Source organism: Agrobacterium sp. NPDC089420 (assembly GCF_044900305.1).
GTDB lineage: Bacteria > Pseudomonadota > Alphaproteobacteria > Rhizobiales > Rhizobiaceae > Agrobacterium.
The window spans coordinates 99396-112174 of record NZ_JBJDMY010000007.1 but is presented as its reverse complement, the minus strand read 5'-3'; the positions used below and the strand labels follow the sequence as shown (position 1 = coordinate 112174).

Genomic DNA, 12779 nt, shown 5'->3' with positions numbered 1-12779 from the left:
GACGCCTGAACCGCATGGCGGCGGAAATCGTTTGAATTCCGCCGCCATGCGGGTTTATCTCGCACGGAGCGCAGGTTATTTCATCAGAACCGGAGACACACCGTGTCAGATATCTCCGACTATATCGTTTCGCATTTCAAGCGTTCCTCCCGCGAAATCGGCGAGGTGGAGCGGCGCATCCTGGAATTGTCGCACCAGAAGAAACTGGTTTCGAGCGACATCAACGCGGAATTTTCCGCCGGTGCCAGCCTCGGCGACAGGCTGGCGGACAATATCGCCAAGGTCGGCGGCTCCTGGGGTTTCATCCTCGGTTTCTGCTTTTTCCTGGTGTTCTGGGCAATCGTCAACACCATCGTGCTGACGACCGGCGCCTTCGATCCCTACCCCTTCATCTTCCTCAACCTGCTGCTGTCCATGCTGGCCGCGATCCAGGCGCCGATCATCATGATGTCGCAGAACCGCCAGGCAGCCCGCGACCGTTTCGAGGCCGCCAAGGACTATGAGGTGAACCTGAAGGCCGAGCTGGAAGTGCTGTCCCTGCATGAAAAGATCGACGTGAAGGTGCTGGCCGAGCTTGCTGCGCTGCGGCAGGATCTCGCCGCGCTCCACCACCACGTCACCCGCAAGGACGGCTGAGGCGCGGAAAAATAATCCCCGCTTTTCCCCGCCTTGGCGGGCGCTGTTATAGTGACCGCAGTCCCGCCGGGCGGACGCCAGACGTGGCGGAAACCGAGGGACGGTCCTGGTGGTGGAACGCTGGCAACGTTCGTGGAAAGGACCATTTCGCAAGGCGGCCGTGCACGGCCCTTGCGCGATACGGCATGGTGAAAGACCCGGCTGCGCAACGCATCCGACCCACACCAACCCCAACCGAAGCGCAGCCGGGCAATCGCCCGACGTCCTCACGCTATCCCCGTCCGGCAGCGCCGTGCGGGATGAAGCTGTTGGTTTTTTCGGGGCGTGTTCAGGAAGTGCGCAAAGGTGCGCGGAGCTTTACCCCCCTCTGCCCTGCCGGGCATCTCCCCCTCAAGGGGGGAGATCGATCTGCGGCAAGGTCTCGGCCATCTCGGAGTTCGAGAATGAAGTGGCGGGAAAGCGTCTTGCCGATCTCCCCCCTTGAGGGGGAGATGCCCGGCAGGGCAGAGGGGGGTAAGCCCCAGGCACTTCGCCCCATCATCAATCACGCAACCCGCTGAAAACCTCACCCCCAGTTACGAATCCGTCAGATTCTTACGCTACAGATTGACGCAGGCGTTTGTTGCATTGCACTCTTGCGGGCAAGGCTGACACGGGAATCACCTCCCATCGTCAAAATGGCATCACGACCATTTCGCGACGACGCCATGCCGGATGCGACATCCGGTATCGAAATGCATTCTGTTCCGGGGTTTTTCATGCACCAGTTCGATCTGATTGTCATCGGCAGCGGTCCGGCGGGAAGACGGGCCGCCATTCAGGCCGCCAAGCTCGAAAAAAGGGTTCTGGTCATCGAAAAGGGCAGCCGCGTCGGCGGCGTTTCGGTACATACCGGCACCATTCCCTCCAAGACCCTGCGCGAAACCGCTCTCAACCTCACCGGCTGGCGCGAGCGCGGCTTTTATGGCCGTTCCTATCGCGTCAAGCAGGAAATCGACGCCGAGGATCTGCGCCGCCGCCTGCTCATCACGCTGGATCATGAGGTCGAGGTGCTGGAGCACCAGTTCGCCCGCAACCGCGTGCAGCACATTCGCGGCACGGCAAGCTTCATCGACGCCAACACCATGAAGGTGGTGAAAAGCGACGGTGAAATCATGACGGTCACCGGCACCTCCATCCTGCTCACCATCGGCACCCGCCCCTACCGGCCGCCGCATATTCCCTTCGATGGCGAGGCGGTGCTCGATTCGGACGAGATTCTCGAGATCAAGGAATTGCCGCGCTCCATGGTCGTGGTCGGCGCCGGCGTCATCGGCATCGAATATGCCACCATCTTCAGCGCGCTCGACACGCAGGTGACGGTGGTGGAGCCGCGCGAGACCATGCTGGAATTCATCGACAAGGAAATCGTCGAGGATTTCACCTATCAGCTGCGCGACCGCAACATGAAGCTGATCTTCGGCCAGAAGGCGGAAAAGGTCGAGCGCGACGACAGCGGCAAATGCCTCGTCTCACTCGGCAACGGCCGCGTCCTGAAGGCCGAGACGGTGCTGTTTGCCGCCGGCCGTGTCGGCGCCACCGATACGCTCAACCTCTCGGCCTGCGGGCTGGAGGCCGACAGCCGCGGCCGTCTGAAGGTCGATCCCGAGACCTTCCAGACCTCGGTGCCGAACATCTATGCCGCCGGCGACATCATCGGTTTCCCGAGCCTTGCCTCCACCTCGATGGAACAGGGCCGCATCGCCGCCCGCCATGCCGTCGGCGCACCGGCCGGCGAGCCGCCGCAATTCTTCCCCTATGGCATCTATGCCGTTCCGGAAATCTCCACCTGCGGCCTGACGGAAGAAGAAGTCATCGAACGCGGCATTCCCTATGAATGCGGCATCGCCCATTTCCGCGAAACCTCGCGCGGCCACATCATGGGTCTCGACAGCGGCTTGCTGAAGATGATCTTCTCGCTCAAAACCCGCCGCCTGCTCGGCGTCCACATCGTCGGCGAAGGCGCGACCGAGCTGGTGCATATCGGCCAGGCGGTGCTGAACCTCAAAGGCACGGTGGAATATTTCGTCGAGAATACGTTCAACTATCCGACACTGGCCGAGGCCTACAAGATCGCCGGGCTCGATGCCTGGAACCGTATGGGCGAGATCAAGAAGGATTGAGGCGGAATATTCAGCGGGGCGGCAAAATGCCGTGCAAGCGCTTTTGGTGAGGTCGTAGCCTGCCCTCCTCGTCGTCCCGGATTTGATCCAAGGTCCAGCCAGCCCAACGTCCTGGACCAGGAAGGCCCATCCCGCAGCCGCGATGCCAACACCTCCGTCGTCATCCTCGGGTCACGCTCGAGGATGACGCCGAGTTTTCAGCAATCACAACGCAGATGGAACCGCCCTCACCACCGGATACTGTACCGCGCGCTCACACCCGGCCGCACATGATCCGCATAACCCTGATCGAGCGTTCCGCGCACCGTCAGGTTCTCGCCGATCTTCTGCTCCACCGCCACGCCGCTGCTGAACTCGTTGAAACTGTTGCGGCTCGCCCCCGTCAGCACGAAGGCGGTGCCGGTCTCGGAACGGGACAGGCGCAGCGATTGCGACACATCAAGCCCGTTCCATTGCTGCGCCGTGCCGTCATATCGCACGGTGAAATTGCGGTTGGCCTCGATATCCAGTTCCGGCGTGACGATGCGCTTCTGCTGCGAGGTCATGGAAACGCTGCTCGACCCTGTCAGGGCGTTGAACATGACGCCGACATCCCGCGCAAGCGAGACGCCCGGCAGCTGTTCGGCCAGCAACGTGACATTACCCCACAGCCGGACCGGCGTATCCACCACCTGCCCCGTCTTTGAGGCATTCATGCCCATTTCCAGCCCGGCCCGGATCGGGGTATCGACCGGCAGTTTCGCGCCGATGCGCGCCGTATAGGACCGATCGGAATTCTTGACCGGCTTCCAGATCAGCCCCGCCTCATCGGCATGCGCGGCCGCGGCTGCGGTGAAGAACAATAATACAAGGGCGGAACCCGTTCGGAGCGACATACTTGTCCCCTGGCAAATTAAGGGCGCACCGGGAGAACCCGGCAAGCACGGTAAAAGCTAAGGCCAATGGTTTGGCTGCGATGAAGCCACATTCAAGCGGCGCAATGCCCGAACGGCCGCTTGATACGACCAGGCAAATCATGCTGCGCAGCGTGCCAGATGAACGGGAGATGAACAAGAGCATATGCAGCAAAAAATCAATTGCAGCGCGGTATAAAATACAAGACGAACTCACGTAGTCGCCGCTTCAAGCCGCAAGTGCACCTCTTTTAAGCCCGCCCAATTAACGCCTAATCGCCTTCCGCGGCGGCCTCAGAACCTAACGAATTCGAAGATACAGATTTTCGTGAAGCGATGATGTATATAACAAAAAGAAAGCCGATATTTAGTAATAAAGGGGGAATATTAAATAAATTCGATACGTTATAGGACCAAATACTATCACCAAACACATAAGTCGTGATAGCCTCTGCCGCACACAAGCAGAGGATCGCTGACGTAACTTTAAGACATAAAGATATGTGGCGACCAACATTCTTAAGCGTATTCAATATGGAAAAGTGTATAGTCGTCAGGATCGCAAAAACCAATATAATAAAAGGAACGCCCCATCCCCAAATATTTATTTGAATCAGACCGATTTCGTTAATAGCTTTCGTAACAGGATCTTCGGATATAGTAATTTCCGAAAGATTTGCAACTCGTGTTTCCCATGTGATGGGTGCAGGCGAATCGTATTTTAGCTTTTCTACCTCCTCTCGAGGAGCGGTTAAATAAACATTCACATCGATGTAATCCCCTGGATTGATTAGAGTAGGATCCGCCACAAATTCGTAGTCGGATACCTTAGACCAGGGTAGGGAAATCTCCTGAGGGCGAGGGTTCAGACTCTTGCTACCAACAGCAATAATTTTCCAAGGAGCTCGCGTTGTCACCTTTATGTTGCTGTAAAAATCAGTTGGAAGTACCGCAACTCCGCTATTACTTAGTGACGCGCGGTAGATGTATACCCTCGGAATTACCTGCCCTTCGCTTTTGAGCTCGAAGTCAATCTTCGCCTGACCATCTGCAAGATCCTTAAGTGGATCGAGCGGTCCAGAAAAACTCGCAGTTAGGCTTTTTGATTTTTCATCATTTTTATTCACATAGGCAGATATTATTGGAGTAATGACCAATCCAATAACGGCGACCAGCAGGTTGATAGTGTTGATTGTTTTATCGGTCCACTTCACTGGGATATCTGCCTTTATCTCAATTCATGTTCAGTTGTTTACACACGCTATCGACTAAAATCACTTTATGAGCTTTGACGAAGAAAGAATATAGGATCAAACTATTCCGCAACCAACCAAACAGATTTAGTCCATCGCACATTCGACGCACCAGTGCTCGTCACCAATACCCTGTCGAGTCAAAATTCTCTGCGTTTAAATATTTCAATACCAAAAAAGGCCGCAGCTTTCGCTGCGGCCTTTTGTTCAATCAGCTTGCGCTGAAGAAGATTATTCGGCGTCGCCTTCAGCGGCCTTCTTCTTGGCCGGAGCCTTCTTCTTCGGGGCGGCTTCTTCGCCTTCAGCGGCGTCGTCAGCCTTGGCAGCAGCCTTTTTCTTGGCAGGCGCCTTCTTCTTGGTTTCCGTGGCTTCTTCGCCGTCGTCAGCCAGCAGCTCTTCCTTGGAAACGGTCTTGTCCGTTACCGAGATTTCGGTGAGCAGCTTGTCGATGACCTTTTCTTCGAAGATCGGAGCGCGCAGCGAAGCGGAAGCGCCGGGGGTGTTGCGGAAGAAATCGAGGATTTCCTTCTGCTGGCCCGGGAACTGCTGCAGCTGCTGGAACAGCGCGCGCTGCATTTCCTCTTCGGTCACTTCGACGCCGGCCTTTTCGCCGATTTCGGAGAGAACGAGGCCAAGACGGACGCGGCGTTCAGCCAGCTTGCGATATTCTTCGCGGGCTTCTTCTTCGGTCGTGTCTTCGTCAGCGAAGGTCTTGCCGGACTGAGCGAGATCGGTGTTGATCTGGCGCCAGATGTTGTCGAACTCGGCGTCAACCAGGCCAGCCGGCGTGTCGAACTTGTACATCTCGTCCAGCTGGTCGAGGATCTGCCGCTTGACCTTCTGGCGGGTGACGTTGCCGTACTGGCTTTCGATCTGACCCTTGACGATTTCCTTCAGCTTTTCAGCCGATTCGAGGCCAAGCTTTTCGGCCAGTTCGTCGTTGATTTCAACCGGAGCGGCGGCAGCAACTTCCTTGACGGTGATGTCGAAGTTGGCTTCCTTGCCGGCAAGGTTCGCCGCCGGGTAATCGGCCGGGAACGTCACGGTGATGGTCTTTTCGTCGCCGGCCTTGACGCCAACCAGCTGGTCTTCGAAGCCGGGGATGAAGCGGCCCGAACCGAGAACCAGTTCAGCGTCTTCAGCAGCGCCGCCGTCGAAGGCAACGCCGTCAACCTTGCCGAGATAGTTCATGGTGACGCGGTCGCCTTCAGCGGCCTTGCCCTTCTTGGTCTCGTAGGTGCGGGCGCTTTCGGCGATCTTGAGGATCTGCTCGTTGATTTCGTCTTCGGTCACTTCCACAACTTCGCGGGTAACCTTGATGCCGTCATTGGCCTTCAGTTCGATGGCCGGAATGATTTCGTAGGCAACGGTGAATTCGAAGTCGGATTCGGCCGACAGGATCTTTTCAGCTTCCTGCTCGTCTTCGGTCATGGAGATCGCAGGCTGCGTTGCAGACTTCTCGCCGCGGCTGGAGAGGATTTCGGACGGCTTTTCACGAACCAGCTCGTTGACGAGGTCGGCCATGATGGACTTGCCGTACATCTTCTTCAGGTGACCAACCGGCACCTTGCCGGGACGGAAACCGTTGATGCGAACCTTGTCCTTGGCGTCGACCAGGCGCTCGTCCAGACGGGCCTTCATGTCGGCAGCCGGAATAACGACCTTGAGTTCGCGCTTCAGCCCTTCAGCGAGCGTTTCGATAACCTGCATTTTCCTAACCTTCACATCATGGCGGCGGTGCTCAGACAGCCGTTGGTTTACTTTCGAGCACTGCGCCGGAAACATCGTTCCCCGGCCGTGGCTTCCCTTATTTCTTACGCAAGCGCCTGCCGGACACCGTTACGCCTGCACCGGAGAACAAAGACCAAAGGGGAGAAATGAACCCCGAAGCTCCCCGCATCCTGTAAGGATGCACTCTGGCGCAAGCGTGGCACAGCCATGCCTTGCTTGTGGTGCGGGTAGAGAGACTCGAACTCCCACGCCGAAGCGTTGGTACCTAAAACCAATGCGTCTACCAATTCCGCCATACCCGCACGTTGGGCGGCGGTATGTCACAATGTTCAGAAAGGGTCAAGCACGCCGTTTCCCTGCCTTTGGTTTCGCCGTGACTTTTCTTGCCCCCGCTCCGGCGGCGAAAGGCGGCCGCCCCTCTCGGCAGTCGACCACCGGCCGCCAAGGCAAGATGACAGCGCACGGAGGGCGACGGCGACACCGGAGCGAAAACGGCAGGGCCGCGCCCATCTCGCCCGCTTCACCGGCCCTGCCCGTCGGCATCGAGCAAAGGCGGCAAAAGCCCACGGCATTCATGCGGCAGCACTGACATTATATATAGCGATACACAGCATGCACCGACAGGGCCGGGTCGCCGCCGGCCGGCCAGATCCGCACTCCGGGCTCCCGCCCGCGCCCGGCGGCCGCAGGGCTTTGCAATGCGCAACCCTCCGGCGTCACCAAAAGCCCATAAATTGGTCATAAATTATGCACCTATCGCCACAATCAACGTCATTTCCCGGCTTGCCTTGCATTCCATGCATAGGTGACATCTTGCTTTGTCTGTTTTTGTTTTGATTAAACCGATTATATTCATGGTCATACAGAGATCGAGTTCAGCCCCGGACCAAAGCCTCCCAAGACTGGCCGCAGAGACTGAACAGCACGAAGAGGAAGATGAAAATGAACATTGCACGCTCGCTGACCAACTGGCGCAAGTATCGTCAGACCGTAACCGAACTCGGCCGCATGACCGACCGCGAACTGAGTGACCTCGGCATTGGCCGTCAGGACATCCGCCGCGTCGCCAAGACCGCCGTCGGCATCTAATAAAGACGCCCCGCCGCTTCATGCGGCGGATGCGAGACGACCTACCCAAAAAGGCCTGAGGCTCCCGCCTCCGGCCTTTTTTCGTTTTAGGCGGCTCTCCAGATCGAAGCGGTACTGCCACAGCCGCTTGCGGGGTCGGCAGATGAAAAATGCATCGATGGCCACCCCTTTACGCAGCGCCTAGATAGGGTCCGAGCCCATCCTGACGCGTCTTTTCATACCGAAAAGCGCCTTCACCGCCGCCAACACCTGCCATATCAGTCAAGAACGCCTGAAACGCAGGCATTTCCGCTCATATTTTGCCCATACGATATTCAAAGCCGCAAATTTAGCCGACATAGTGCACAAATGCATGGCAGTAGCCTAAATTCTGCACTGCACAACATGGCTCAATGTCTATATATAAACCTCAACAGCCGAGAGCACAGGAAAACGCTGAGCCGGCAGACGAATTCACAAAGAAAGATTGAGGAAACGACCATGAACCCCATCCGCATCGCAAAGAACTGGATCTCCTACCGCCGCACGATCAACGAACTCGGCAGCCTCTCCAACCAGGCTCTGAGCGACATCGGCCTGACCCGTTACGACATCCGTAACGTAGCAGCCCGTTCGTTCCGCTAAGGCGTAAACGATCGTCCCGCTGCCCGACCTCCAGGGCGCGACGATCGAGCGACAGGTTTTAAGAAAACGGCGCCTCTGGCGCCGTTTTTGATTCTGGTGAAGTCCACTGGAAATTCTCGCCAGTTGGCGATTGGCAAACATCGGCCCGGCACACCGCGCGATACGGCATCGCCCCTTTGTTGCCGGCTGCTGTTTCGCTACGCTCTTCTCCCGTCATGCCGTTCCCCGGAACCAGCCCGAGGATGATCCGGCATCCAGTCACGGCGCGTCTGCGCCGTGGGAAGGCTTCCTTTCAGCCCAAAGACCTGGGCTGGCTGGCTACCGGCGCAAGGTCGGAATGACGAAGGAAGATGGCCCCTTACGAAAAAACGCTGCCGACCGTCACAGCGAATTACACATCCAAGACGGAAACGAGGTCGCTAATCGCATTCGTGCGACTGGCGGGCGTAAAGGCCCCATCCTCCCTCATATCCCTCGCCCGCCTCACCCCAAAAACATTTGGCTGCCCCAGCCATGCATGCTAGTGCATCCCGCAACAATGCCGCGTCCTCTGGGACCCGTGCGAAACAATCACTCAAGAGACAGCCGCCGAACGGGAGACTCTGCCCCGCATGCGGCCCATGGACGCCAGATGGACGCCAGCATGCAAGACAAGACCACTTCTCCCATTCACGTCGTGGGCGGCGGACTGGCCGGCTCGGAAGCCGCATGGCAGATTGCTGAGAGCGGCGTGCCCGTCATCCTGCATGAAATGCGCGGCGTGCGCGGCACGGATGCGCACAAGGGCGACACGCTGGCGGAACTGGTCTGTTCCAACTCCTTCCGCTCCGACGATGCGACCGCCAACGCGGTCGGCGTCATCCATGCCGAAATGCGGCTCGCCGGTTCGCTGATCATGGCCTGCGCCGACAGACATCAGGTGCCGGCCGGCGGCGCTCTTGCCGTCGATCGCGACGGGTTTTCGCAGGCCGTGACGGACAAGCTCGAAAGTCACCCGCTGGTGACGATCATGCGCGAAGAAGTAAACGGTCTGCCGCCGAAGGAATGGGGCAACTCGATCATCGCCACCGGCCCGCTCACCTCGCCGGATCTCGCAGCCGCCATTCAGGCCGAGACGGGTGAGGATGCGCTCGCCTTTTTCGACGCCATCGCCCCCATCGTCCACCGCGACAGCATCAACATGGATATCTGCTGGTATCAGTCGCGTTACGACAAGGTCGGCCCCGGCGGCACGGGCAAGGATTACATCAACTGCCCGCTGAACGAGGAACAGTATAATGCCTTCATCGACGCGCTGATTGCCGGCGATACGGTGGGTTTCAAGGAATGGGAAGGCACGCCCTATTTCGACGGCTGCCTGCCGATCGAGATCATGGCCGAGCGCGGCCGCGAGACGCTGCGCCACGGCCCGATGAAACCGATGGGCCTGACCAACGCCCATAACCCCACCGTCAAGGCCTATGCCGTCGTCCAGCTGCGCCAGGACAACGCGCTCGGCACGCTCTACAACATGGTCGGTTTCCAGACCAAGCTGAAATACGGCGTGCAGGCGGATGTATTCCGCATGATTCCGGGTCTGGAGAACGCGGAATTCGCCCGCCTCGGCGGCCTGCACCGCAACACCTATATCGATTCCCCCATCCTGCTCGACCGCTCGCTGAAGCTGAAGTCGCGGCCGGACCTGCGTTTTGCCGGCCAGATCACCGGCTGCGAGGGTTATGTGGAAAGCGCCTCCGTCGGGCTTCTCGCCGGCCGTTTCGCCGCCGCCGAGCAAAAGGGCGAGACCCCGAGCCTGCCGCCTGCCACCACGGCGCTCGGTTCGCTGCTCAACCACATTACCGGCGGTCACCTTTCGTCCGATGATGAGCCGGGCAAGCGTTCCTTCCAGCCGATGAACATCAATTTCGGCCTGTTCCCGGAACTGGCCCCGGGCTCCATCGTCAAGCCGGAGGGCGTCAAGCGGTTCCGCGGCAAGGACAAGACCATCATGAAGCGCCAGCTCATCGCGGCGCGGGCGCTGAAAGATTGCGCCGCCTGGCTCGGCGTTGAACGCGTCGCAACGGAACAAGAGAGCGACGCAACGCCATAGGCCCTGCCCCGCCTCCATAAGCCAAGATAAAAAGGGGCGTGTGTCCGCACACGCCCTTTTCCATTCCGGGTCACCGGATTTTGCCTTGCCCGGCCAGCCGCGCTCGGGCAAAACCTTTTTACTCGCAAATGAAAGACTGAGGAGATCGAATATGGACGTCCGCGCCGCCGTTGCCATCCAGGCAGGAAAACCGCTTGAGGTCATGACCGTTCAGCTTGAAGGTCCCCGCGCCGGCGAAGTGCTGATCGAGGTCAAGGCCACCGGCATCTGCCACACCGACGATTTCACCCTGTCGGGCGCCGATCCGGAAGGCCTGTTCCCGGCCATCCTCGGCCATGAAGGCGCGGGTATCGTCGTTGATGTCGGGCCGGGCGTCACCTCGGTCAGGAAGGGCGACCACGTCATTCCGCTTTATACGCCGGAATGCCGCGAATGCTACTCCTGCACCTCGCGCAAGACCAACCTCTGCACCTCGATCCGCGCGACGCAGGGCCAGGGCGTGATGCCCGACGGCACCTCGCGCTTCTCGATCGGCAAGGACAAGATCCACCACTATATGGGCTGCTCGACCTTCTCGAACTACACGGTCCTGCCGGAAATCGCACTCGCCAAGATCAACCCGGACGCCCCCTTCGACAAGGTCTGCTATATCGGCTGCGGCGTGACCACCGGCATCGGCGCGGTCATCAATACCGCCAAGGTCGAGATCGGCTCCACGGCAATCGTCTTCGGTCTCGGCGGCATCGGCCTTAACGTGCTGCAGGGCCTGCGCCTTGCCGGTGCGGACATGATCATCGGCGTCGACATCAACCCCGACCGCAAGGCCTGGGGCGAAAAATTCGGCATGACCCACTTCGTCAACCCGAAGGAGGTCGGCGAGGATATCGTGCCCTATCTCGTCAACATGACGAAGCGTAACGGCGACCTGATCGGCGGCGCGGATTATACCTTCGATTGCACCGGCAATACCAAAGTCATGCGCCAGGCGCTGGAAGCCTCGCATCGCGGCTGGGGCAAGTCGGTCATCATCGGCGTTGCCGGCGCCGGCCAGGAAATCTCGACGCGCCCCTTCCAGCTGGTCACCGGCCGCAACTGGATGGGCACGGCCTTCGGCGGCGCGCGCGGCCGCACGGATGTGCCGAAGATCGTCGACTGGTACATGGAAGGCAAGATCCAGATCGATCCGATGATCACCCACACCATGCCGCTCGAAGACATCAACAAGGGCTTCGAGCTGATGCACAAGGGCGAAAGCATCCGCGGCGTCGTGGTTTATTGACCGGTGGGGATAAGGCAGGCGCGCCCCGTGCCTGCCCTCATGCAAATGTGATCGCGCCCGCCGCCTTGCAGCCGGCGCGATTAACGGGACGGTAAATCTATCGTCGTAAGCCGATATTGCGCGGCCAAGTTGAAAAATCTCTTGCCCCCGGCCAAACGACGCCAGACAGCGGAGAGCGACCTCTGAAAATCGTACCGATCGATAACGGAAACCGCGCCGCCGCCGTTCACCTCCTGGCGAAAGGTTTCCCGGAAAAAAGCGAGACCTTCTGGTCGCGCGGGCTCGCCCTCATCAGCGACCATCATCAGCGGCGGCAACTCGGTCCTATCGGGCAATTGCTGCTGAAAGGCGATGACACGGCGGGCGTTCTGCTGACGATCCGCAACCGCCTGCCCGATACCGGCAGCACCGTCGTCAACCTGTCCAGCTGGTATGTCGAACCCTCCTGCCGGTGGTTTGCACCACGCATGCTGCAGCTCGCCTCCGCCTCCGAGGAAGACATCTTCACCGATCTCACCCCATCTGCCGAAGCCTGCAGGCTGAATGAAAGGCTGGGGTTCCGCACGGTGACGGATTGCACGCTGTTTTATCCCCTGCCGCTCACCGCACTCCGGCCGGCGGCCGCACGGCTTGCCCCGCTTGCCGCCGTACCGCCGGACGCCCTGCCGGCGGCAATGCGCGACATGCTGGACGATCACGCGCGGCTGGGCTGCATCGTGGCCATGATGCAGGCGGATGGCCGTCATTATCCGCTGGTGTTCCTGAAGACCACGACCAGACGATTGCCCTCGGCGCGCCTGATCTATTGCGAGGACCGGGAGGTCGTCCAAAGGAACGTTTCCGCAATCGCCCGTTACCTTCTTGGCAAGGGTAGGCTTGCCCTCACCTTGGCGGCATCTGCCGATGAACGGAACGCCGGCGGCCTTGCCGCACATAAATCTGCGCCGATACAAGTAAAAGGCGCATGGAACCCACGATTTATTAACGAAACATACTCAGAGTTGGTGTTATTGCCACCCTAGG

General features: G+C 59.2%; 10 protein-coding genes and 1 tRNA gene. 7 read left to right on the top strand and 4 right to left on the bottom strand.

Annotated elements, in window-relative coordinates; genetic code table 11:
• Positions 1 to 102: 102 nt before the first annotated feature.
• Both ACI2KA_RS13185 and sthA read left to right on the top strand, forming a co-directional pair.
• A complete protein-coding gene (locus ACI2KA_RS13185) occupies positions 103 to 636 on the top strand; it encodes a DUF1003 domain-containing protein (protein ID WP_404502690.1) in 534 nt (177 codons plus the stop codon).
• A gap of 758 nt (positions 637 to 1394) precedes the next feature.
• On the top strand, positions 1395 to 2798 hold the full coding sequence (sthA, locus tag ACI2KA_RS13180; protein ID WP_404502688.1) for a Si-specific NAD(P)(+) transhydrogenase: 1404 nt from the start codon (positions 1395 to 1397) through the stop codon (positions 2796 to 2798).
• A 227-nt stretch (positions 2799 to 3025) separates the two neighbouring features.
• On the opposite strand, the gene ACI2KA_RS13175 is transcribed toward sthA, so the two are convergent.
• The 4 genes from ACI2KA_RS13175 to ACI2KA_RS13160 form a co-directional block, all read right to left on the bottom strand.
• Positions 3026 to 3673 carry a hypothetical protein gene (locus tag ACI2KA_RS13175; RefSeq protein ID WP_404502686.1) on the bottom strand — a complete coding sequence of 216 codons (648 nt, stop codon included), beginning with the start codon at positions 3671 to 3673 and terminating at the stop codon, positions 3026 to 3028.
• 290 nt (positions 3674 to 3963) lie between these two features.
• On the bottom strand, positions 3964 to 4905 hold the full coding sequence (locus ACI2KA_RS13170; RefSeq protein ID WP_404502684.1) for a hypothetical protein: 942 nt from the start codon (positions 4903 to 4905) through the stop codon (positions 3964 to 3966).
• Between the two features lie 270 nt (positions 4906 to 5175).
• Positions 5176 to 6654, bottom strand: coding sequence for a trigger factor (gene tig, locus ACI2KA_RS13165; RefSeq protein ID WP_004442056.1), 1479 nt, complete (start codon positions 6652 to 6654; stop codon positions 5176 to 5178).
• A 240-nt stretch (positions 6655 to 6894) separates the two neighbouring features.
• Positions 6895 to 6977, bottom strand: a tRNA-Leu gene (locus tag ACI2KA_RS13160).
• 640 nt (positions 6978 to 7617) lie between these two features.
• Here ACI2KA_RS13160 and ACI2KA_RS13155 point away from each other — a divergent pair.
• The 5 genes from ACI2KA_RS13155 (at position 7618) to ACI2KA_RS13135 (ending at position 12778) form a co-directional block, all read left to right on the top strand.
• The gene (locus ACI2KA_RS13155) at positions 7618 to 7764 is read left to right on the top strand and encodes a DUF1127 domain-containing protein (protein WP_269827621.1); all 147 of its coding nucleotides are present in this window, start codon (positions 7618 to 7620) and stop codon (positions 7762 to 7764) included.
• Between the two features lie 480 nt (positions 7765 to 8244).
• Positions 8245 to 8388: a DUF1127 domain-containing protein gene (locus tag ACI2KA_RS13150; protein WP_003495735.1), complete on the top strand. Its 144-nt coding sequence runs from the start codon at positions 8245 to 8247 to the stop codon at positions 8386 to 8388.
• 631 nt (positions 8389 to 9019) lie between these two features.
• Positions 9020 to 10477 carry a methylenetetrahydrofolate--tRNA-(uracil(54)-C(5))-methyltransferase (FADH(2)-oxidizing) TrmFO gene (trmFO, locus tag ACI2KA_RS13145; RefSeq protein WP_404502682.1) on the top strand — a complete coding sequence of 486 codons (1458 nt, stop codon included), beginning with the start codon at positions 9020 to 9022 and terminating at the stop codon, positions 10475 to 10477.
• Between the two features lie 151 nt (positions 10478 to 10628).
• Entirely contained in the window at positions 10629 to 11756 is a 1128-nt protein-coding gene (locus tag ACI2KA_RS13140; protein WP_404502680.1) for an S-(hydroxymethyl)glutathione dehydrogenase/class III alcohol dehydrogenase, read from the top strand.
• A gap of 116 nt (positions 11757 to 11872) precedes the next feature.
• The gene (locus ACI2KA_RS13135) at positions 11873 to 12778 is read left to right on the top strand and encodes a hypothetical protein (protein ID WP_404502678.1); all 906 of its coding nucleotides are present in this window, start codon (positions 11873 to 11875) and stop codon (positions 12776 to 12778) included.
• The last annotated feature ends 1 nt before the right edge of the window (position 12779 follow it).

Coding starts and splice junctions, on each gene's coding strand:
- sthA (WP_404502688.1), top strand. CDS start 1,395: ATGCACCAGTTCGATCTGATTGTCATCGGCAGCGGTCCGGCGGGAAGA.
- ACI2KA_RS13175 (WP_404502686.1), bottom strand. CDS start 3,673: ATGTCGCTCCGAACGGGTTCCGCCCTTGTATTATTGTTCTTCACCGCA.
- tig (WP_004442056.1), bottom strand. CDS start 6,654: ATGCAGGTTATCGAAACGCTCGCTGAAGGGCTGAAGCGCGAACTCAAG.
- ACI2KA_RS13155 (WP_269827621.1), top strand. CDS start 7,618: ATGAACATTGCACGCTCGCTGACCAACTGGCGCAAGTATCGTCAGACC.
- ACI2KA_RS13150 (WP_003495735.1), top strand. CDS start 8,245: ATGAACCCCATCCGCATCGCAAAGAACTGGATCTCCTACCGCCGCACG.
- trmFO (WP_404502682.1), top strand. CDS start 9,020: ATGGACGCCAGCATGCAAGACAAGACCACTTCTCCCATTCACGTCGTG.
- ACI2KA_RS13140 (WP_404502680.1), top strand. CDS start 10,629: ATGGACGTCCGCGCCGCCGTTGCCATCCAGGCAGGAAAACCGCTTGAG.